The sequence below is a fragment of the Halorarius halobius genome (genome assembly GCF_024298865.1).
GTDB classification, from domain to species: domain Archaea; phylum Halobacteriota; class Halobacteria; order Halobacteriales; family Haloarculaceae; genus Halorarius; species Halorarius halobius.
On record NZ_CP101161.1, the window covers coordinates 1238362 to 1259780 of the forward strand.

General features: G+C 70.5%; 21 protein-coding genes. 8 read left to right on the top strand and 13 right to left on the bottom strand.

The genetic code is table 11. The annotated features are described in order from the left end of the window. Positions 1-15 precede the first annotated feature (15 nt). Both NL112_RS06595 and NL112_RS06600 read right to left on the bottom strand, forming a co-directional pair. Complete coding sequence (locus NL112_RS06595; protein WP_255151835.1) at positions 16-951, bottom strand: DUF7282 domain-containing protein; 936 nt, start codon at positions 949-951, stop codon at positions 16-18. Positions 952-985: 34 nt separating this feature from the next. Then, positions 986-2038: a DUF7350 domain-containing protein gene (locus NL112_RS06600; RefSeq protein ID WP_255151836.1), complete on the bottom strand. Its 1053-nt coding sequence runs from the start codon at positions 2036-2038 to the stop codon at positions 986-988. A 90-nt stretch (positions 2039-2128) separates the two neighbouring features. On the opposite strand from NL112_RS06600, the gene NL112_RS06605 reads away from it, so the two are divergent. Further along, a complete protein-coding gene (locus NL112_RS06605; RefSeq protein ID WP_255151837.1) occupies positions 2129-3373 on the top strand; it encodes an outer membrane protein assembly factor BamB family protein in 1245 nt (414 codons plus the stop codon). On the opposite strand, the gene NL112_RS06610 is transcribed toward NL112_RS06605, so the two are convergent. Then, positions 3352-3492: a hypothetical protein gene (locus NL112_RS06610; RefSeq protein ID WP_255151838.1), complete on the bottom strand. Its 141-nt coding sequence runs from the start codon at positions 3490-3492 to the stop codon at positions 3352-3354. The two genes, NL112_RS06605 and NL112_RS06610, sit on opposite strands and share 22 nt — an antisense overlap. A 106-nt stretch (positions 3493-3598) precedes the next feature. Then, positions 3599-4585, bottom strand: a complete 987-nt coding sequence (locus NL112_RS06615; protein ID WP_286672168.1) for a glutathione S-transferase family protein — start codon at positions 4583-4585, stop codon at positions 3599-3601. A gap of 170 nt (positions 4586-4755) precedes the next feature. Between NL112_RS06615 and NL112_RS06620 the strand changes: the two genes are divergently transcribed. The 3 genes from NL112_RS06620 to NL112_RS06630 all read left to right on the top strand — a co-directional run bounded on the left by NL112_RS06620 (position 4756) and on the right by NL112_RS06630 (position 6636). Further along, a complete protein-coding gene (locus NL112_RS06620) occupies positions 4756-5049 on the top strand; it encodes a GYD domain-containing protein (RefSeq protein ID WP_255151839.1) in 294 nt (97 codons plus the stop codon). Between the two features lie 107 nt (positions 5050-5156). After that, a complete protein-coding gene (locus NL112_RS06625) occupies positions 5157-5690 on the top strand; it encodes a 50S ribosomal protein L16 (protein WP_255151840.1) in 534 nt (177 codons plus the stop codon). An 85-nt stretch (positions 5691-5775) separates the two neighbouring features. Beyond that, positions 5776-6636 (top strand): ATP-grasp domain-containing protein, encoded by an 861-nt coding sequence (locus NL112_RS06630; RefSeq protein ID WP_255151841.1) that lies wholly within the window; start codon positions 5776-5778, stop codon positions 6634-6636. Here NL112_RS06630 and NL112_RS06635 read toward each other — a convergent pair. The 3 genes from NL112_RS06635 to NL112_RS06645 form a co-directional block, all read right to left on the bottom strand. Beyond that, positions 6633-8750, bottom strand: a complete 2118-nt coding sequence (locus NL112_RS06635) for a PAS domain-containing protein (RefSeq protein WP_255151842.1) — start codon at positions 8748-8750, stop codon at positions 6633-6635. The two genes, NL112_RS06630 and NL112_RS06635, sit on opposite strands and share 4 nt — an antisense overlap. Before the next feature lie 116 nt (positions 8751-8866). After that, positions 8867-9253 carry an Hsp20/alpha crystallin family protein gene (locus tag NL112_RS06640; protein ID WP_255151843.1) on the bottom strand — a complete coding sequence of 129 codons (387 nt, stop codon included), beginning with the start codon at positions 9251-9253 and terminating at the stop codon, positions 8867-8869. A gap of 54 nt (positions 9254-9307) precedes the next feature. Continuing rightward, positions 9308-10321, bottom strand: a complete 1014-nt coding sequence (locus NL112_RS06645; protein WP_255151844.1) for a type II glyceraldehyde-3-phosphate dehydrogenase — start codon at positions 10319-10321, stop codon at positions 9308-9310. A gap of 91 nt (positions 10322-10412) precedes the next feature. On the opposite strand from NL112_RS06645, the gene NL112_RS06650 reads away from it, so the two are divergent. Next, positions 10413-11366 carry an aminopeptidase gene (locus NL112_RS06650; RefSeq protein WP_255151845.1) on the top strand — a complete coding sequence of 318 codons (954 nt, stop codon included), beginning with the start codon at positions 10413-10415 and terminating at the stop codon, positions 11364-11366. 4 nt (positions 11367-11370) lie between these two features. Here NL112_RS06650 and NL112_RS06655 read toward each other — a convergent pair whose 3' ends face one another. The 3 genes from NL112_RS06655 to NL112_RS06665 are packed head-to-tail and all read right to left on the bottom strand — an operon-like array spanning position 11371 to position 12227. After that, positions 11371-11721 carry a DUF5615 family PIN-like protein gene (locus NL112_RS06655; protein ID WP_255151846.1) on the bottom strand — a complete coding sequence of 117 codons (351 nt, stop codon included), beginning with the start codon at positions 11719-11721 and terminating at the stop codon, positions 11371-11373. Further along, on the bottom strand, positions 11722-12000 hold the full coding sequence (locus tag NL112_RS06660; protein ID WP_255151847.1) for a DUF433 domain-containing protein: 279 nt from the start codon (positions 11998-12000) through the stop codon (positions 11722-11724). A gap of 44 nt (positions 12001-12044) precedes the next feature. Beyond that, complete coding sequence (locus tag NL112_RS06665) at positions 12045-12227, bottom strand: hypothetical protein (RefSeq protein WP_255151848.1); 183 nt, start codon at positions 12225-12227, stop codon at positions 12045-12047. 85 nt (positions 12228-12312) lie between these two features. On the opposite strand from NL112_RS06665, the gene mutS reads away from it, so the two are divergent. Next, the gene (mutS, locus tag NL112_RS06670; RefSeq protein ID WP_255151849.1) at positions 12313-14928 is read left to right on the top strand and encodes a DNA mismatch repair protein MutS; all 2616 of its coding nucleotides are present in this window, start codon (positions 12313-12315) and stop codon (positions 14926-14928) included. On the opposite strand, the gene nucS is transcribed toward mutS, so the two are convergent. The 3 genes from nucS to NL112_RS06685 all read right to left on the bottom strand — a co-directional run bounded on the left by nucS (position 14925) and on the right by NL112_RS06685 (position 17670). Then, positions 14925-15653 (bottom strand): endonuclease NucS, encoded by a 729-nt coding sequence (gene nucS, locus NL112_RS06675; protein ID WP_255151851.1) that lies wholly within the window; start codon positions 15651-15653, stop codon positions 14925-14927. The genes mutS and nucS overlap by 4 nt on opposite strands. An 80-nt stretch (positions 15654-15733) precedes the next feature. Next, on the bottom strand, positions 15734-16285 hold the full coding sequence (locus NL112_RS06680) for a DUF6735 family protein (protein WP_255151852.1): 552 nt from the start codon (positions 16283-16285) through the stop codon (positions 15734-15736). Positions 16286-16317: 32 nt separating this feature from the next. Continuing rightward, positions 16318-17670 carry a winged helix-turn-helix transcriptional regulator gene (locus NL112_RS06685; RefSeq protein ID WP_255151853.1) on the bottom strand — a complete coding sequence of 451 codons (1353 nt, stop codon included), beginning with the start codon at positions 17668-17670 and terminating at the stop codon, positions 16318-16320. A gap of 185 nt (positions 17671-17855) precedes the next feature. Here NL112_RS06685 and NL112_RS06690 point away from each other — a divergent pair, with 185 nt between their 5' ends. Beyond that, positions 17856-20681, top strand: a complete 2826-nt coding sequence (locus NL112_RS06690; protein ID WP_255151854.1) for a S8 family serine peptidase — start codon at positions 17856-17858, stop codon at positions 20679-20681. Positions 20682-20780: 99 nt separating this feature from the next. Continuing rightward, positions 20781-21377: a TetR/AcrR family transcriptional regulator gene (locus NL112_RS06695; protein ID WP_255151855.1), complete on the top strand. Its 597-nt coding sequence runs from the start codon at positions 20781-20783 to the stop codon at positions 21375-21377. Positions 21378-21419: the final 42 nt, after the last annotated feature.

Sequence of the window (21419 nt, forward strand, 5' to 3'; positions counted from 1 at the left end):
CGGCTACAGCCGGGGTCATACCCGCCTCAGGAGCGCGACGGCCGCCAGCGCCGCCAGCGCCGCCGCGAGCCCGAAGCCGGGGCCGCCGCCGTCGGTCGGTGTCGGGGTGTCCGTCGACTCGCTCGTCGTTGCGGCCGTCGTCTCGCTGGCGGGCGTCGGCGTCGCCGTCTGAACCACCGGGGGCGTGGGCGTCGTCGTCCCCTCCGCGCCGCCGCGCACGCGCGCACCGAACGTCGTCGCCACCGCCGCGTCGCCGGCGGTCAGCGGCTCCCCGTCGCCGTCGACCAGCACTGCCGTCGGCGTGAACCGGTCGCGGCCGTCGAGGAACGACTCGTCTATCGGCACGGAGACGTTCGCGTGCGTGCCGGCCGAGAGGTTCGCCCGCCCGACGACCTCCCCGTCGGAGCCGTTGCGGACGAGGACCGCGCCGTCGGTCGGGAGCGTGGCGGTGCGGACCGTCACGGCACCCCCGGACGCGTTCACCCGCTGGGGCGCGAACGCCGCCGCGGTCACGAGCGCCCGGTCGCCCCGGGCGACCGTGATGCGCTCGCCCGCGGGCTGTCCGAACGTCGTCAGCATCTCGTCGTCGTCCGGTTCGAACTCCCCGTCGCCGTCGCTCGTGTGGAGCACCAGCCACGCCTCGTCGGTCGTCCAGTCGTCCCACGCGCCGTCTGCGACGGTGACGCTCACGTCGGTCTTCAGCCCGCCCGCCTGCGAGATGGGCGCGTGGCCGATGGGCTCGCCGACGGCGCCGTCGTCGTCGCGGTGGACGACCAGGTAGCCGTCGACGGCGACGAACGCCGTCTCCGCGACGAGCCTCCCGTCGGGGCTGACCTGCGGATCCGCGGCGACGTGGTTGACGTGGGCCGACGCCGGCATCGGGACCGCCGCCGCGAGCGCGGCGACGACGAGCCCGGCGGCCAGCAGGCCGACCGCGTGGCGCGTCTCCATACGCTGGGTTGGGAGCACGGGTGGAAAAGGCTGTTCAGACGGTCAGCGTCACCGGCTCGAAGTCGAGTAGCGCGCGCTCGTACCCCTCGTGGCGGGCGACCTGCGGCGGGAGCGTGACCTGCAACTCGAGTTCGTCGCCCGACTGAACGGCGACGTCGGCGCCGTAGTGGTAGCCGAGGTCGGGGTCGAGCGTCCGTGTGAGCGTTCCGTCGTAGACGGTCTCGCCGTCGCGGGTCACCGTCGCGTCCATCGTCATCGCCGGGAGGACCAGCCCGTTGTAGCGGGTGCGCGCCGAGACCGCGAGATACGCGTCGGTACCGAATCGACTCGCGGCGTCGCCGTCGAGTACGGTGGTCACGAGGCGCGCGCCGTCCGACAGCGGGTCGCCGATGACCCGGCCGGGGAGCGCGTCGTTCGGCGGCGCGGTCGCCTGTGGCATCATCCCCATCTGCATCGGCTTCACCGCGCCCTTCCGCCCGTAGGCGTCGAGGCGCTCGACCTCGACCTTCTCGCGCTGTTTCTCGTTGAACGCGAACGGTATCTCGGCGTCGACCGACTCGCGGAACTGCCCCTCGTAGTCGCCGGTCAGCGCCACCGAGTCGGGGACGGCACCGACCGACACCTTCGCGGTGTACTCGCCGTCGCCGGACAGCGGGAAGTTCGCGCCGTAGTGGAACCCCATCCGCTGGGAGAGCATCGGGTAGATGACCTCCTGTGTGACGAGGTCGCCGCCCTGCTCGACTTTCAGCGACAGCCCCGTCTCGGGGACGACGGTGTTCGTCGGCTCGTGGAACACCACCGCCATCCCGTGGATGTCGCCCGACCGCGGCGTCTTCGACAGCTCCGACCCGTTGACGTTCCAGAACACGTGCGGGGCGGCGTACATGAACGCCACCGTGTACGGGCCGGCCTCGGCCATCCCTTGCATCGACATCGTCTCGCGGAACTTCTGGACGTAGATGGCGTCCGGCAGGTCCTCGGTGCCGGCCGGCGTCGCCGTGTCGGTCGGCGTCCCCGTGATGCCCGAACAGCCGGCCAGCAGGCTCGTCGCCCCGCCCGCGGCGGCGAGGAACCGTCGTCTGTGCATACGCGAACGTGGGGAGTTCGCCGAAAAGGGGTTCTGGTACGACCGTCGAAGAAGCGGGGCCGCTTTGCACGTGGGGCGACAACGGCCGGTGTGAGACGGTTCGCTTTCGCCCTGCTCGTCGCCCTCCTCGCGCTCGCGGGCTGTTCGGGCGGCCCGACCGCGCCGAGCGAGGACGTGGAACTCATCGAGCGCTGGCAGGCCGGCGACAGCGCCATCGAGGGGAACCACCACGCCGCGGCGGCCGGCCGGGTCGGCGGGAACGGGTCCAGCGGCGAGGCCGTCGTCGCCGTCCCTATCGGCGGCCGGAGCGGCAGAACGGGCTGTAAACTGCTGGTCCTCGACGGGGACGGCGAGCGCCGGTGGGCCGACGACGTGCCGAAGCGCGCCTGCACCATCCACGCCGTCGCGGACCCGACCCTGGCGGACTTCACCGGCGACGGCCGGCCGGAACTGCTGGCGGCCACCACCGAGGAGGCAGTCGTCGCCTACGACCCGCTGACGGGCGAGGTGACGTTCCGCCACCCGCTGTCGGACTACGGCTACACCCGGCCCGTCGTGGCGGACGTCATCGGCGACTCGACGCCGGAACTCGTCGTCACCGACATCGACGGGACGCTGTCGGTGGTGCGACCCGACAACACGACGGTGTGGCGCCGGCCGCTGAACGCCTTCTCCTGGGCGTCGCCCGCCGTCGAGAACTTCGACGCGTCGGGCGGCAAGGAGGTGGTCGTCGGCCTCGGCAACGGCACCGTCGTCGCGTTCACGCCCCGCGGCGGCGTGGCGTGGTCGACGGCCGTCGAGGGGTCGGTGACGTGGACCGCCGACGGCGACGTCGACGACGACCCGGCCCGCGAGTTCCTCGCGGCCACCGCCTCGGGCACGGTCGCGGCACTGGACGGCGCGACCGGTGAGGTGGAGTGGTCCCGCGACCTGGGGACGCTCGCGGCGGTCGGGCCGCCCGTCGGGACCGGCGCGGACGCGACCGTGTACGCGACGAACCGGAACGGAACGCTGTACGCACTCGACGGGACGACCGGCGACACCGAGTGGACGACGACGCTCACGACCGGCGAGACGCAGATGAACCCCCCGCCGGTCGTCGGCGACGTGACCGGCGACGGCGACCCCGACGTGGTGGCGGTGACGAACGACGGGCGGGTGCTGGTCGTCAACCCCGCGGATGGGACCGTACGCGGGAGCTACGAGCGCGACGGTGCGGTGTTCACCCACGCGACGCTCGCGGACACGGACGGCGACGGCACCGAGGAGATATACGTGGTGTACGGCGACGGCACGGCCGTCGCCCTGGCCGTTCAGGGTTCCACGTCGTCGTAGAGTTCGTCGAAGTCGAGTTCCTCGTCGCGGTGTTCGAGGGCCTTCTCTATCTCGTGTTCACGACGCTGTTCGCGCTTCACCTGCCCCTTCCGCTCGCGGCCTCGCTTCGTGTCTCCCATACAATGCGTGGGAATAGCACGCATGGACTTAACCCTACCGGCGGGCTCGCCGGGTGAGCGGGCACCTCGTGGTTCGGAGGGCGCGAAAACTGGACGTTCGCGAGATTCAGGCCGTCTCGAGCAGTTCCTCGGGCGGGCTCCCCGGCAGTTCGTCCCGGTCGTGGTCGGCCTCGAAGTCGAGGTCCGGCCCGACCGCGACGAACCCGGTGGGGTTGATGTCGGTGTGGGTGGTGTAGTAGTGTTCCTTGATGTGGTCCATGTTCACCGTCTTCGCGATGCCGGGCGTCTGGTAGACGTCGCGCACGTACGGCCAGAGGTTGTCGTACTGCTGGATGAGCCGCCTGTTGCACTTGAAGTGGGTGTGGTACACCTGGTCGAACCGGACGAGCGTGGCGAACATGCGCAGGTCCGCGAGCGTCAACTGCTCGCCGTCGCCCACCATGTACCGCTGACCTTCCAGAATCGCGTCCCACTGGTCGAGCGCGGCGAACAGTTCCTCGACGGCCCGCTCGTACGCCTCCTGCGTGCCGGCGAATCCGGCGCGGTAGACGCCGTTGTTGATGGGGTCGTAGATGGCGTCGACCGCCTCGTCGATTGCGTCGCGCATCCCCTCGGGGTAGAGGTCCACACCGTTCCCCTCGAACGCCTGCGCGAACATCTTCATCACCTCGATGGACTCGTTGTTGACGATGGTCTCGTTCTCGCGGTCCCAGAGAACCGGGACGGTCACGCGCCCGGTGTAGTTCGGGTCCGCCTCGACGTACGTCTCGCCGAGGTAGTCGAACCCGTTGACCGTGTCTTCGGTGCAGTCGTCCTTCTCGGGGGTGAACTGCCACCCCTTCTCGTCGCGGTACGGGTCGACGATGTCCATCGACACCGCGTCCTCCAGCCCCATCAGCGACCGGACCATCGCCGCGCCGTGGGCCCACGGACAGGCCCGGGAGACGTACAGGTGGTAGCGGCCGTCCTCGGCCGGGTAGTCGTCGCCCAGCCAGTCGCGGAACGTCGTCTCCTGGCGGTCGAACTCGCCGTCCTCGTCCTCGAACTCGTAGGTGTCGGTGCGCCACTCCCCGTCGACGAACATGTTGACCATCGTGTCCCCGGCTACGGCCGCACCGCCTATATGCGTGTGGCGACACCTGTGTCACCCGATTTCCTGCGGGTGACCGCCGGACGACGCCGCTCTCGCTAGGCCGGTCGTACCCGCCGGTTGGCGTCGCATAGTAAAGCCCGCGGGCGTCGTCACTCGGTCGGGTCACGACCATGCCCACGTACATCACCCTCGTCAACTACACCCAGCACGGCATCCAGAACATGGCCGAGAGCCCCGAACGGCTCGAGGCCGCCAAGGAGGTGACGGAGGCACACGGCGGCGAGTACGTCGGCTTCTATCTCACCTTCGGCCAGTACGACGCCGTCTACATCGCGGAGTTCCCCGACGACGAGGCGGCCGCGCAGGCGATGCTGACCGTCGCGGCGGGCGGCGCCGTCGAGACGGAGACGCTGAAGGCGTTCACCGAAGACGAGTACCGCGACGTCGTCGCCGGCCTCGACTGACCCCGCGGCTCCCCCCGTGGCCGGAACAGCCACGTGAGCCGTTGACACGCCGACTGCGAGATACCTTCGAAGCCTTCATTAACGTCGTGGGCTTCGTCTACGGTAATATGAGCGACAAACCCGCGTCGATGTACCGTGACATCGACAAGCCGTCGTACACGCGCCGGGAGTACATCACGGGCATCCCCGGCTCGAAGGTCGCCCAGTACAAGATGGGGAAGATAGACAAGGACCCCGACGACTACCCGATACAGATCAGCCTCATCGTCGAGGAGAGCGTCCAGATCCGTCACGGCTCGCTGGAGGCCTCGCGGCTGTCGGCGAACCGCCGGATGCTGAAGGTGCTCGGCGAGGACGGCGACTACAAGATGATTCTCCGGAAGTTCCCCCACCAGGTGCTCCGGGAGAACAAGCAGGCGACCGGCGCGGGCGCAGACCGTGTCTCCGACGGGATGCGGCAGGCGTTCGGCAAGATAGTCGGCACCGCCGCCCGCATCCAGAAGGGCGAACAGCTGTTCACCGCGTGGTGTCACCCCGAGGACGCCGAGACGGTCAAGGACGCGTTCCGCCGCGCGTACAACAAGATCACCCCGCCGTGTCGCATCAAGGTCGAGCGCGGCGAGGAACAGCTCATCGCGTAACCGCCGGCGTCTTCTCCCGTCTCTCCTCCCCTCCAGCGGTTGCTGTGACCCAACGGTTCTTGTCGTCGCCGGCCCTGCCTCGGGTATGCTCCGGCTGGCCGTCGCCACCGACGCCGAGACGCTCGCGCGGGTCCGCGACCCGCTCGCGGAGCGTGACATCGCCGCCGAGCACGTCCGCACCCGCGAGCGGTCGCTCCCGCTCGACGCCGACGAGTTCGACGGCTTCGACGTCGGATTCGTGTTCCCGCCCCGCATCATGGAGGGCGGCGTCGCGGACGCCCTGCTGGACGTGCCGTGGGTGAACGACCGCGAGGCCGTCCTGCGGTCGCGCAACAAGGCCGGCGCGCTCGCCCGCCTCGGTGCCGCGGGCGTCCCGACGCCGGAGACGGTGATGGTGTCGAACCCCGTCGACGAGGCCGACCTGCGGGCGGTGTGGGAGCGGTTCGACCCGCCCGTCGTGGTGAAGCCGAACTCGGCGACCCGGGGGGTCGGCGTCGCCAAGGCGACCGACTACGACTCCTTTCTGGGCGTCGTCGACTACCTCGACCTCCTCCACGAGAACCCCGCGACGGGCGACCGCTCGTATCTCGTCCAGTCGTTCGTCCCCGACGCCCGCGACTACCGCGTCATGTGCATCGACGGCGAGTACGCCGGCGCCGTCGAGCGTCGCCTGCCCGCCGACCGCCTCGCGGACGGCCAGTGGAAGCACAACGTCCACCGCGGCGCGGCGGCGACGGGCGTCGACCTCGCCCCCGGCGACCCGATACGCGAGACGGCGGAGGCGGCGGCCGCGGCGCTGGGCGTCGACTGGCTCGGGGTGGACGTGCTCGTCTCCGACGGCGTGGTCGTCAACGAGACGAACGCGCGGCCGACGGTCGACTCCGCGACGAAGTACGACCCCGAATTCTACGACCGGCTGGCGGACCTGATTCGCTCGCGGACCTAAGCCGACTCGATGCCCGACACCTCGATGCGTGCGCCGCCCCGCTCGCTCTCGCGGATGTCGACCTCCCAGCCGTGCGCCTCGGCGATGCTGATGACGATGGCGAGGCCGAACCCGGTGCCGCCGTCGCTGGAGTAGCCCGCTTCGAGCACCCGCTCGCGCTTCTCCGGCGGGATGCCGGGGCCGTCGTCGGCGACGTACAGCGTGTCGCCGTCGAGTCCGACCGTCACCTCGCTTCCGCCGTGTTCGGCGGCGTTGACCAGCAGGTTCTCTATCAGCTCCGGGAGCCGCGTCGCGTCGGCGCGGATGCGGCGGTCGGGCGGACAGTCGACCGTGACCGTGGCGTCGTCGAGCGCGACGGCCGTGACGGCTTCGTCGATGGCGTCACGGGCAGTCACCGCCTGGGGGTCGTCGACCACCTCGCCCTGTTCGGCCAGCCGCAACACGTCCTCGGTGAGCTGTCGCATCCGGTCGAGCGCCTGCTGGGCGCGACGGAGATGTTCGTCGTCCGTCTCGGCCAGTTCGAGGCTCCCGGTGGCGACGCTCAGCCGGTTCTGGAGACCGTGGCTCACGACGTTTGCGAACTCCTCGAGCCGCTGGTTCTGGCGCCTGAGTTCCCGTTCCCGCCGCTTCCGGTCGGTGATGTCCCGACCGATGCCGACGAGACCGATGGGGTCGCCCGACTCGTCGTCCAGTCGGGCGCCCGTGAACTCGTAGGGGACCCGCGTGCCGTCCGTCCGCTCGAAATGGCTCTCGACGGTGACCGTCCGCTCGCTGTCGAACACCGCGGAGATGCTGTCGGCGATTTTCGACTGTTCGTCCGCGGGGATGAAATCCAGCGGCGTCATCTCCGAAATCTCGTCGGCGCCGTACCCGGTCACCGCCTCGAACTCGTCGTTCCACCGGAGGAAGTTCCCCTCGGCGTCGAACGCGTACAGGGGGTCCGGAAGCGCCTCGAGGATGCCGTCGACGAACGCACGCTCCTCGCGGAGCTGTTCCTCCTGCTGTTTCAGCTCCGTGATGTCGCGTCCCTCGGGGATGAGAAGCACTACCTCCCCGTCGTCGTCGGTCACCGGTCGCACGGAGAAGTCGATGGTGGCGACGCCCTCGGCGCCCTGCACCTCGAGGTCGGTCCGGGCGAACTCGCCGTCGGCCGCCCGGTCGACGAACGCCCGCGCGACGGTGGCCGCGTCGCCGTGCTGGAACCACTCGGTGTCCCACACCTTCTCGCCGACCACGTCCTCGCGGTCGAGACCGCCGAACGACAGCGCCGTCTCGTTGGCCTCCAGAACCGTGCCGTCCGGCTCCAGCAGGCCCGTGAACTGGTACGTCTGGTTGAACACCGCCTCGTACTGCAGTTCCCGCTCGCGCCGCTCCGTCACGTCACGGAAGTAGACCGAGAGGCCGTTCTCGTCGGGGTACGCCCGAGTCTCGTACCACGACTCCGTCAGGTCGTGATACGCCTCGACCGTCGTCGGCTCCTGGGTGCGGACGGCCTCGCGGAACGCCTCCTCGAACTCGGAGCCGACCAGTCCCGGGTACGTCTCCCAGATGGGGTTCCCCTCGAGGTCGGCCGCGTCGACCCCGAGCAGTTCCTCGGCGCGCCGGTTGACGTACGTGTATCGCCAGTCGCTGTCCAGGGCGACGACGGCGTCGTCGATGCGGTCGTGGACCTCGCGGACCCGCTCCTGGGCGCGATGCTGGGAGACGGCGTTCTCGATGCGGTTCGCCAGCAGGGCGAACTGGTCCTGTCCCGGCGACTTCTGCAGGTAGTCGGTGACGCCCGCCGAGATTGCCCGCCCGGCAATGTCCTCGCTCCCCTTCCCGGTGAACAGCAGGAAGGGGACGTTCGGGCAGTCCTCCCGGACCGATTCGAGGAACTCGATGCCGTCCATCTCGGGCATCTGGTAGTCGGAGACGATACAGTCGACATCGCCGCAGAGTCGGTCCAGCGCCTCCTGCGGGTCCGACAGCGAGACGACGTCGAACTCCTCGCGCTCGAGGCTCGTCGCGGTCAACTCGAGAAACATCTCGTCGTCGTCGAGATGTAGCACGCGAATCTGACCCGCTCCGCTTTCGTGGACACTCTCCCGTACTGCACGCTCCCCCGTGGCCATCTCCTTGTCACTACACCCGCCCGCTTTTATATTCGCTGTCGAACTCACCGCTCGAAATGCGGCCGTCACAGCGAGTGCCGCGGCTGGTCGGCGGAGCGACGGCCGGAGAACGCTCGCTACCGGAGGTCGATGTCCGCGCTGTCGTCGACCCGGTTCAGCCGCACCTCGAGGACGCCGTTGTTGAACGTCGCGCTCGCGGAGTGTTCGTCGACGCGTGCGGGCAACTGGAGCCGCTGTTCGTAGTCCCGGTGGTTCGTGTGGGCCGCGATGGTGAGGTGGCGGCCGTCACACTTGATGTCGATGGCGTCGCGCTCGATACCCGGCAGGTCGCCGACGACGAGTATCTCCCCGTCGGTCTCCTGCACCGAGAAATGTGCGTCGTCGCCCCCCGCCCCGCCGACGTTGGCGTCGATGTCGACGTTGCCGCCCGTCATCTCCTCCATCATCCGCTCTATCTCGCGGAAGATGTCGTCGAAGGGGTCGTCGCGGTCGTCCCTGCGCATACCTGCGGTACGCTCGTTCGACGCAAAAGCCTTCTGACCGGGACAGGACTCCGGTCAGAATCCGACGCCGAGCGCCTCGTCCGTGCGGGCCATCGACGCCTCGCGGTCGCTCTCGCCCAGCACCGCACGCACCGCGTCGACGTTCTCCGGCACCACGTCCGACTCCTGGTGAATCGCCTGGAACAGATACAGGTCGTCGTCCTCCATCGAGATGGACTTCTCCCAGACGGCGTTCTCCCAGATGTCGGCCCGCGGCCGGCCGCGGTCCATGGCGAACTCCTTGAGCTTCCCCGCGCCGTCGATGTCGTACTCCGGCGGGATGAGGAACAGGCGGTCCTCGCCCGCGAGCAGTTCTTTCACCTCGGCCTCGCTGGGAACGTCCTCCAGTTGGACGTTCACCGAGTGGGTGTGCATCAGCGTCGCCGGCACCTTCATCCCGAGCGTGTCGATGTTCAACTCGGGGAAGATGGTGTTGACGTCCGGGCCGTGATGCGAGGGGAGCGTCACCGGGTTCGGGAGGATGTCGTTGATGGGGCCACGCCCCGACTGGGCGGGGTCGCCGCCGCGCCGGACCAGCGTCACGCGGGCCTTCTCGACGCCGTATTCCTCCTGGAGCGGCGCGAGCAACCGCGACAGCCCGGTCGTGTTACAGGAGACGACCCGGACGTGGTCGGCGCCCTCCACCTCCGAGAAGTTCGCGCGGGCGTTGAACGACGCGTCGACGAAGCCGGCGTCCTCGCCGCCCTGATACAGCGCGGGCGTGTCGTGTGCGGCGTACATCTCGCTGTTCTGCTCGCCGATGCCCGACGGGCAGGCGTCCACGACGACGTCCGATGCCTCGACGAGTTCCTCGACGGGGCCGGCCACGTCGATGCCGGCCTCGTCGAACAGGTCGCGGCGCTCGTCGACCGCGTAGTACAGCGGATACCCGTTCTCGACGGCCGTCTCGGCCTCGTGGTTCGGGCGGGTCTTGGCGACGCCGACCAGTTCCATGTCCGGCTGTGCGACGACGGCGTCGGCCACCCGCTTGCCGATGGTGCCGTAGCCGTTGATGCCGACCTGAATCATACGCGACGGTGGCTGGCGCGCGGGGTTAACGGTTTCGTAGTCCGCGGACCGGAAGCCGAGGCTTGAAGCGCGCGACCGACCAACCCCGGGTATGAGCGACCTTTCAGCGCCCGCCGAGACGGCCGTGAACCAGTGTCTCGACCTCAAGCCGGACGAGTCGTGTCTCGTCGTCACCGACGACAAGCGCGTCGACATCGGGCGGGCGCTGTACGAGGCCGCCCGCGAGGTGACCGAGGACGCCGTCCTGATGCAGTACCCGCCGCTGGACCAGCACGGCGAGGAACCCGACGACACCGTCGCCGCGGCGCTCGCGGCGGCCGACGTGTTCCTCGCGCCGACCACCAAATCCCTCTCGCACACGCGCGCCCGCCAGTCCGCCTGCGAGGCGGGCGCCCGCGGTGCGACGCTTCCGGGCATCACCGAGGAGGTGTTCACGACGGGACTGGACGCCGACTACGAGGCCATCGCCGCCGAGTGCGAGAGGATGCTCGACCAGGTGGCCGGCGCCGACGAGGTCCGGGTCACCTCGCCGCAGGGCACCGACGTCACCTTCTCGTTCGACGGCCGCGAGTGGCTCTCGGACACCGGCATCGTCCACGAGGCGGGCGCGTTCTCGAACCTCCCGGCGGGCGAGGTGTTCGTCTCGCCCGCGGACGCGACCGGCCGGTTCGTCGTCGACGGCACCATCCGCCCGTACGACCTGCTCGACGAGGGGCAGACGGTCACCTTCGAGGTCGAGGACGGCTACGTCACCGACATCGACGACCCCGAGGTGCGCGCCGAGTTCGAAACCGCGGCCGAGGAGGTGGGCCGGGACGCGTACAACGTCGCCGAGTTGGGCATCGGGACGAACCTCGCGGTCACCGACCTCGTCGGCTCGGTCCTGCTGGACGAGAAGGCCGGCGGCACCGTCCACATCGCCGTCGGCGACGACGCCTCCATCGGCGGCGACACCTCCGCGCCCATCCACTCGGACGGCGTGTTGCGGGAGCCGACCGTGTACGCCGACGGGGAGGTCGTCGACCTGCCGTCGGTCGGGGAGTGAGCCCCTACCCGCGCCACTGGTCGAGCCAGACCAGTTCGTTCGAGAGTTCGTCGAGCGGGTAGTGCGCGAGTACGCGCTCGAGCGTCCGGACCGCGTGCTCCGGCTCGTCGCGGAGCCAGTTCGCGTCGGTGTAGACGACGATGCCGGCGTGGTCCACCGCCTCGCCGGTCGCCCCCGCGAAGTCCTTCTTGTCGTGTGTGACGAGCAGGTGGTTCCGCTCGGCGGCAGTGTGAAGCAACTGCTGGTCGCTGGTCGCTTCCCCGAACAGCTCCTTGGCACGGGCGACCTCGTGGCCGTTCGACCGGAGCGCCGTGACGAACACGCGGGGAACGTGCTCGTCCGTGAGGAACCCCATTCAGGGAACGCGCTCGGGCGGTGACAGCGACCGCTCTGCTACCGACGCGTCGCCGTCCGCACGGGCGTCCCGAATCGCCTGCATCTCCTCGGCGTGCTCGTGGTAGTACGCGAGCGCGGAGTACACCTCGCCGAGCGAGAGGTCCAACTGGTCGGCGATGTCGGCCGGCGAGTGGTCGCCCTCGACGACCAGTTCGTACACGTCGAACACGCCGACCCGGGTCCCCTCGATCCGCGGGTCCCCGCCGAGCACGTCGTCGGTATGGACGATTTCGGCCATCTACGGAGACGTAGTTCGCCATCGGATATAAACGACCGGTCGCCTCACCCCGCGAGTGCAGTCCACGCCAGCCCCGCGAACACCAGTAGCACCGCCAGCACGCCGCCCGCGAACACCGCCACCCCCGCGGGCAGTACCGCGCCGACGAGGGCGATACAGCCGAGGAGGAGAACGCCCGCCAGCGCGTAGGCGACGTAGAGCCGCACCGCCTTGTCGAGGAGGACCATGCGGCCACGCGGTCCGGTCCGCGAATAAGCCTTGGGTCGCCGCGCCACCGAGGGGTATTTGAGCCGCGAGGCGCTTCCGCGGGACATGGACGCCGCGCTGGGACCCCCCGAGAAGATGGCCGACCGGCGGGAGGACCTCACCCCGATGATGTCCCAGTATCTCGACCTCTGCGAGCAGTACCCCGACTCGCTGGTGCTGTTCCAGGTCGGGGATTTCTACGAGACGTTCTGTGAAGCCGCCGAGCGGACCGCCCGACTGCTCGAAATCACCCTGACGAAGCGCGAGGACTCGACCGGTCGCTACCCGATGTCGGGCATCCCCATCGACAACGCCGAGAGCTACATCGAGACCTTGCTGGATGCGGGCTACCGCGTCGCCGTCGCCGACCAGGTGCAGGACCCCTCCGAGACGACGGGCGTCGTCGACCGCGCGGTCACCCGCATCGTCACGCCCGGCACGCTCACCGAAGACGAGTTCTTAGACGAGGACAACAACTTCGTCGCGGGGCTGGCGGCCGACCGCGACGCGCTCGGTCTCGCCGTCCTCGACGTGTCGACGGGCGACTTCTACGCGACCGGCGGCGACCGCGAGGCCGTCGCGGACGAACTCGACCGGTTCGCGCCGGCCGAAGCGGTGGTCGCGCCGGGCGTCGACACCGACCTCCTCGATTCGGAGACGATGGTGACGCCGTTCCGGCCGGACGCGTTCGACCGCGAGGCGGCCGCCGAGCGGGTCGGCGACTACTTCGGCGACCCCGAGAGCCTGCTGGCCGGCGACGCCGAGGTCCGCGCGTGTGGCGCCCTGCTGGCGTACGCCGAGTACACCCGCGCCGGCGAGTCCGACCGCCTCGACTACCTCAACCACCTGACGCGGTACGACCCCCGCGAGTACCTGCTGCTCGACGCGGTCGCGCTCCGCTCGCTGGAACTGTTCGAGCGGCGGGCGGTCCACGGCGAGGACGGCGCCACCCTGTTCGGCACGGTCGATGAAACCGCGAGCGCGCTCGGCGCGCGCCGCCTGAAGGACTGGCTCCGCCGCCCCCTGCTCGACGAGGACGACATCGCGGCCCGTCACGACGCCGTCGAGGAACTGGTCGGTGACGTGGCCACCCGCGAGCAGTTGCACGAGGACCTGCGGGACGTGTACGACCTCGAACGGCTCATCTCGCGGGTGTCCCGGGGCCGGGCGAACGCCCGCGAGTTGCGCTCGCTGAAGTCGACGCTCGACGTGGTGCCCGACCTCCGGGCGGCGCTGGCGGACGCCGACAGCGACCTGCTGGGTGACCTCCGTGACCGACTGGACCCCCTCGAAGAAGTGCGCGACCACGTCGGCCGCGCCCTCCGGGAGGAGCCGCCCATCGAACTCACGGAGGGCGGGCTCATCCGCGAGGGGTACGACGACGACCTCGACGCCCTGCGGGAGACCGAACGCGAGGGGAAAGCGTGGATAGACGCGCTCGAAGCCGACGAGCGCGAGCGGACGGGCATCGACTCGCTGAAGGTCGGCTACAACCAGGTCCACGGCTACTACATCGAGGTGACGAACCCGAACCTCGACGCCGTCCCGGACGACTACCAGCGGCGCCAAACCTTGAAAAACAGCGAGCGGTTCGTCACGCCGGAACTGAAGGAGCGCGAAGAGGAGATAGTCACCGCCGAGGACCGCGCGGACGACCTCGAATATCGGCTGTTCACGGACCTGCGCGCGAGCGTCGCCGCGGAGACCGAGCGCGTCCAGCAGGTCGCGGACGCCGTCGCCGCGCTCGACGCCCTCCAGTCGCTCGCGACCGTCGCCGCCGAGCGGGACTACTGTCGACCCGAAATCGGGGGCGACCGGTTCGACATCGAGGCGGGCCGTCACCCCGTGGTCGAGCGGACCGCAGGCTCCGCCGGCAGTCTCGCCGACGGCGACGCCGCCACGCCGTCCTCGTTCGTCCCGAACCCGACCGACCTCGCGCCCGGCACCGTCGCGGTCATCACGGGGCCGAACATGGCGGGGAAGTCCACCTACATGCGGCAGGTCGCGCTGATACAGATACTCGCGCAGGCGGGGTCCTTCGTCCCCGCGGGGTCGGCGTCGCTCCCCGTGGTCGACCGGGTGTTCACCCGCGTCGGCGCCAGCGACGACATCGCGGGCGGGCAGTCGACGTTCATGGTCGAGATGACCGAACTGTCGAGCATCCTGCGGAGCGCCACCGAGGCGTCGCTCGTCCTGCTCGACGAGGTGGGCCGCGGGACGTCGACGACGGACGGGTTGGCTATCGCCCGCGCGGTGACCGAACACCTCCACGACGCCGTCGGCGCGACGACCCTGTTCGCCACGCATCACCACGAGTTGACCGAGGCCGCCGCGGACCTGCCGCGGGCCCGGAACCTCCATTTCGCCGCCGACGGCTCCGGCGGCGAGGTGACGTTCTCGCACGAACTGCGGGAGGGTGCCGCCGGCGCGTCGTACGGCGTCGAGGTGGCCCGGAGCGCGGGCGTCCCGAACCCGGTGGTCTCGCGGGCGCACGAACTGCTCGACGCGGGGGAGCGTTTCGACTCGAACGGCCACTCGGACGCGGACGTGCGGACGAACGGGGCGGACGAGGAGCTCCCGGCCGGCGTTCGTGACCGCATCGAGGACGCGGACGTGGCGACGACGACGCCGATGGAGGCGCTGGAACTGCTCGCCGAGTTGAAACGCGACCTCGACGATTAGTCGTCGGGCGTCGGTTCGACGGCGACGAACTCCAGTCCTTTCTCCGCGAGCAGGCGCCGCGCGCGGTCCGTGACGGAGGGGGCGACGAGCATCCCCCGCACGGTCGCGTCCCCGTGGAGGTCGCGCCGGAGCGCCTCGACGTAGCGGTTCAACTGCCCGACGGCGTCCGGGCCGACGCGCCGCCGCTTCAGTTCCACGACCACCGTGTTGCCGTCGGCGTCGACGCCGAACACGTCGACGGCGCCGGCGGGCGTCTCCCGCTCGGTGGCGCGCGGTTCGAACCCCCGTTCGACCAGTTCGGGGTCGTCGAGCACCCGCTCCTTGAGGTCCGCCTCGGTGCCCGACAGCGACAACTCGGAGTCGTCGGCCACCGCGTAGCGGGTGACGCGCTCGACGGCCTCGAACCGGACCAGCAGTTCCTCCTCGGGCGTCTCTCGGGTGCTGTGGACGACCAGCGCGCCGTCGTCGACCCGCACCGCGTGCTCGCATCCGGGGGGTTGCCAGTTCACCGGCTGGTGGCCCTCGTCGGTGTGGACCAGCGCGGTGCCGTCCGGTTTCAGAAGCAGGAGGCGGTCGCCGGCCCCGAGCGTCGAACTCGCGCGGCCCTCGTACTCGACGGTACAGCGGCCGAACACGCTCACCAGTTCGCCGGCGTCGACGCCCGCGGCCACCGCGTCGCGTGCGCCGGCGGCGTCGGGGGCCGCCAGCACGGACGACTCGCTCATCGGTCGCGGTTGTGCGGCCGCGGGCAAAACCTTGCCGTCCGGGGGTCACTCAACCGTCACGTACCTGTCGTGGCGGCTCATCAGGGTACGTACACCTCCCGGTCGCCCGCGAACGCGCGGACGCGCCCCCCGAGATACGCCCGGGCGCCGTCCTCGCCGTACAGGCCACAGCGGAGGCCGTCGGCGACGGCGCTCTTCGTCCCCTCGAACCAGCCGCGGGCGTACGTCTCCTCTCCCTCCTCGACCGCGAGCAGGGCGCCGTCGCCGCTCGGGTCCCGTTCCTCGCCGCCCCGGGATTCGAACCCGAACCAGACGACCAGGAAGGCAGTTACCGTCCAGCCGTCGGCCACCCGGAGACAGCGGTCGTACGCGCGGTAGTCGAGACCCGCGACCACCGCGTCCCACGACACTCCACGGCGGAGCGGGTCGGGGTCGACCGCGGGACCGTCGCGGGTCGGGCCGAGGGCGACCCCGCGGTCCGCAAGCGCCTCGCGCAGGCGCGTCAACTCGCGGTCGGCGGGGCCGCCGGTGGGCGTCTCGGGCGAGAGCGCGTCCGCATCGACGCCGCTGTGGGCGTAGTGGGTGTCGTAGCCGTCGTCGCGGGCGTACGCGACGAGCGTGCGGTCGGCCATGCCGCGGGTGGCCGCGGCTTCCTACAAGAGGTTCAGTCCGCGCTGACGGTGGGCGCGTCCCGGTCGGCGGGCTCGCGGTCCGGCGCGAGCGCGTCCTGTACGTCCGCCGGGAGCGTGTTCACCGTCGCGCGGCCGTCCTTCTCGCGGACGACGAGCCCGTCGTCCTCCAGCCGCGAGAGGTGGTGGCTCACCGTCGACACCGACTTCCCGACCTCGTCGGCGAGCGCCGACCCCGAGCAGGGGCCGAGCCGCGCGATGGCCTCCAGCATCTCGGCGGTGGCGTCGTCGGCCATCGCGGCCGCCAGTTCCTGCTGTTGGCTGTGGGCCGGGAACAGTCGGCGGCGGCCGCGGACCTTCGCGTTCTCGACGAGCCCCTCCCGCTCGAGGACGCGGACGTGGTGGCGGGCCGTCGAGTGGGGGACGTCGACCGCCTCGCTCACCGCCGACATGTACGCGCCCGGTTGCTCGCTGACGTAGTCGTGGATGGCCGCGCGGTCCTCGTGTTCCAGCGGGTCGGAGCCGTCGTAGCTGGAGTAGCGGAACGGCGCCACCATCCGTGCGAGGCGGTCGAGTCCGGCGGTGAGACGGCGACTCACCTCCGTCTCGATGCCGGTGCCGCTCCCGAGCATCGTCCCCGCCGCGACGGCGGCGACGCCCGCGGCGGCGGTCGCGCCGGCGGTCACCGAGACCGGTCCGTCGGGGAGTCGGGTGCCGGCGGCGCTCATCGCGGCGATACGCGGCGTGGTCGCGTCGGTGGGGGCGGCCAGACTGCCGACCGCGACGCTTCCGGCGTCGTCGGTGCCGTCGCCCGCGCCGACGGGTTCGATGGAGGGCTCGGAGCCGTCGCCCCCGGAGCCGTCGTCCCCGGTCGTTCCCGCGGACGCGTCGCCGCCGTCGAGCGACGCCGACAGCGCCGTGTCACCGTCGGCGAGAGCCTCGCCCGCCCGTTCGGCGCCCTCCGTCGTCTCGGCGCCGACCGTCTCGGTCGCGTTCGTGAGGTTGGCGCCGACGCTCTTCAGCCCGCTCGTCGTCTCCGCGCCGACCGTGGCGACGCCGTCGGTGCCGGTGCTGGCGATTTCGGACTCGGGGAGTGCCCCGACCGCCGCATCGAGGTCGGAGGTGACGGTGGTCCCGGCGTCGCCGAGCGTCTCGTCGGTCCGGTCGCCCGTCTCGCCGAGCGTCCCGTGGGTAGTCTCCCCCGCGTCACCCAGGGTCGTGTCCAACCCATCGCCGTCGAGCGTCTCCTCGACCGTGTCGCCCACCGTCTCGGCGGTGTCGCCGGTCGGCGTGGCGGTGTCGTTCGTCAGTGGGTCGTCGGGGGCGCCCGCGGTTGCGCCGCCAGCCAGGGCTCCGAAGACGACCAGCGACAGGAGGAGAGCGGCCACTCCTCGTGAGATACCCCTCATGGTCGACGGACTGTTCTGGCTGATAATTAGTTAGCAACACTAAATGAGTTGTGGTAGTTCCGGCTATCGAGTGGTGTTTAAATGTAAACCACGCGATAGACTGAACGTCCATTCGACGGTTTTGTCACAACCACCTTTACCGTGCTGACGCCCCGTTGAGCCACATGTCAGACGACGACTCCGGCGTGGGACGCCGGACGTTCCTGAAGGGGGTCGGCCTGACGGCCACCGCGCTCGCGCTCGGGTCGACCGGCGCGAGCGCGGCGACGAACGGTATCGACGAACGGTTCCTCAACTGGCGAGCGGTCGAAGCCCGGAAGGTCTGGGACCGCGGCCTGCGGGGCCGCCGTGACCGGACGCTGGCGCTGACCGACTCGGGCGTCGACGCCCGCCACCCGGACCTCGGACCGTGGAGCGGCGTGCGCGCCGAGATAGACGACTCGGGGTTCTCGGTGGTCGACACCGAGACGGGTGAGACGGGTGAGTCGGTCGACCCGTTCGCCGGCGACGGCAAGACCGTCGGCTGGTACGACGCGGGCACCCGCTACGGCGAGTTCGAGAAGCCCCGTGACCAGAACGGCCACGGCACGCACGTCTCCTCTATCATGGCGGGCTCCGGCCGCGCCAGCACCATCGAGACGAGCGCCGTCGAGGAACCGGGGGCGACGCTTCTCCCCGGCGACTTCCGCGAGTACGAGGTGGAGGCGAAGGCGGGCCAGAGCGTCTGGGCCTCCGCGTTCGGCACGAACGTCGCGCTCCACATCGTCGCGCCGGACGGCCGCGAACTCGACGCCTCGCCCATCCGGAAGGACTCCATCATCCTCGAACACCCCATCGAGGAAGACGGCACCTACACCGTGCAGGTGCGGCCACGCGAGACGGACGCCGAACTGGAGGGCGTCGCCGAGCAGGCGCAGGCGGGCAACCCCACCGCGGGCACGCTCGACCGCATCGCGGTCGGCGCGACGAAGTTCGCCGCCGACACCGTCGGCGAGGCCGTTCCCGGCGACGCCGTCGACAGCGAGCAGGCGCTCCACCCCGGCGTCGCGCCCAACGCGGGCATCGTCGGCCTGCAGGGGCTCGGCACCCCGACGGCCGACCTCGGGGAGTACGCCACCGAGTTCAAGGAGACGTTCAACATCCGCTCGGTCAACATGTCCTGGGGGCCGCTCCAGGGCGTCCCGCTGGGACAGGTCGAACAGCTCGACTCCACCCGCGCGGACGTGCGGAAGATAACCGAGGGCGGGATGCTGGTCTGTGCCTCTGCGGGCAACGCGTTCACGCCCGCGAACGGCAACGGCGGCCCCGCCGCCGCGGACGAGGCCATCTCGGTCGTCGCCACCGGGCCGTTCGACGGTATCGCGACGTACTCCTCGGGCGGCATCGGCGGCGTCGACGAGCAGAGCGACCCCTCCGCGGAGTCCTCGCCCGTCTACATGAAGCCCGACGTGACCGCGCCCGGCGGCGACATCGGCCCGGACGCGCTCGCCAACATCGGGCTGGGGCTGGCGACGAACCCGCCGCTGGTCACGGAGTTCCTGCCGGAGCCCCCCGTCGGCGTCGGCTACCCGATTCCGAGCATCTACGAACTCGCTCGCGCGGCCAAGAACGGCGACCCCTCGACGACGTACGGCAACGCCGACGGCACCCCCGACGCGGGTGCCGACGAGCCGTTCGCCCCCCGCGACTACACCGACAAGGCCGGCACCTCGATGTCGTCGCCGTACACGAACGGCGTCGCCGGCCTCGTCGCGGAGGCGATGGAGTTCGGCCTGCCCGACCAGGGGAAGCGTCCCGAGGCGGTGACGCTCCCCGAGCCGGCGAAGACCGACGAGTCGGACGTCTACCGGCTCAAGCAGATACTGCTCGCGACCGCCAGCGAGTCGGTGTTCACCGCCGCGCCGTACCACGCGGGGCAGAACCCGCCGAAGGCGCCGACCTACGACTTCGGCGGTCGCGACCCCTACGAGGGGTACGGCCGGGTCAACCCCGACGCCGCCGTCGACGCGGTCACGCGCGACCTGACTCCCGAGGTTACGGCGGGTGCCGACGACGACCCGACCACCGGCTCCCGGAGTACGAGCGAGACGCTCGGCCTCTACGTCCCCGAGGACTCGCGGGCGACGGCGGGCTACGTCGAGGCGCCGGCCGGCACGCTCGAGGTGTCCGTCGAACTGTCGCATCTGTCGGGCGGCAACAAGGGGATGGCGGCCGACGACCCCCACGTCGACCTGTTCGTCTACGACCCCGCCAACCCCAGCGACCGCGGCGAGCCCACCATCGTCGCCCGCGGCCAGGGGATGACGGGCGCGCCCTCGGTCAGCGTCTCGGTGCCCGGCGACGCAGGCGAGACGACCACGTACGTGGTGGTCGCCAAACTCGTCAACGTCCCCGGCGTCGTCAACGGCCACGACGTGCAGAGCCACTTCGACCTCTCGGTGAGCGTCGACGCGACGGCCGAGACGTTCGGCGTCGCCGGCGGCTCCCGAACCGACGACGGCTCGCTGTTCACCGGCGGCCAGACCGACGAAATCGACCTGACGGTGACCGACCCCGACGCCGACGCGACGGTTCGTGACGTCGTGCCCGGCGCCTGGACCGTCAAGACCGAGTTCTCCGACGACATCGAACGGGTCGAACAGCCGAACGAGGGCGGCCCCAAGTACGTCTACTTCGCCGACGAGGCCGCCGCCGGCGAGTCGACGGAGTACTCCTATCTGGTGGAGGCGCCCGACTCGCTCGCGGAGTCGAACCGGTACACGTTCGGGCCCGCGGAGGCGAACCCCATGCCCGCGGACCCCGACGCCTCGTGGGTGGCGGTTCCGAGCACCTCCGACACGAACGTCGTCGCCGGCGTCGACACCAACGACCCGGTCGGGAGCGTCACGGGCGACGCGGCCTCGGCGGCCGAGGACGCGGGTGGCGCGCTCTCCGGCAACTCATCGTCGTCCGCAGACGACGGGGGCGCGGAGTTCACCGGCGACGAGTAGCGCACGCCCCGGCGACGAGGCGGCTATTGACGGCCAACGACGGGGGGCCGCGGCCGGTCGCCCGAAACGGATTTACGCGCGGATTGCGCCTTCCGTCTCATGGGTGACGCCGAGCCGAACGACACGGAGGCCGCCATCATGGAGGCGACCTACGAGGCGCTGTCCGCGCACGGGCACGCGGACTTGACCATCCAGGGTATCGCGGACGCGTTCCCGAAGTCGAAGTCGTTGCTCTACTACCACTACGACGACAAGGATGCCATCCTGCAGGCGTTTCTCGACTGGGTCATCGAGGAGTTCCGGAGCGAGATGGAAGGGGACCTCAACGGGCGCATCGACGACCCCCGGGCGGCGCTGGAGGCACTGCTCGATGAACTGCTCCCCCGGACGTTCGACGGCGAGGACCGGACGTTCCGTGTCGCCATCCTCGCGCTCCAGGCGCAGGCGCCACACGACCCGGCGTACGCCGAGGGGTTCGAGGAGCTGTACGACGCCATCGAGGCGATGCTGGTCGGCGTCGTCGAGCGCGGCGTCGACTCGGGCGCGTTCCAGGACGTGGACCCGGAGCGGACGGCCCGCCTCCTGCTTGCGGTCGCGTCGGGCGGCGTGACCTGGACGCTCAGCACCGACTCCGACGCGTCCGCCGAGGTCCGCGACGTGCTCGACGGCTACGTCGAGTCACAGCTGTACGCGTAGGGACGCGCCGCTGGTCGGCGGGTGCGACGGAAAAAACGGAAC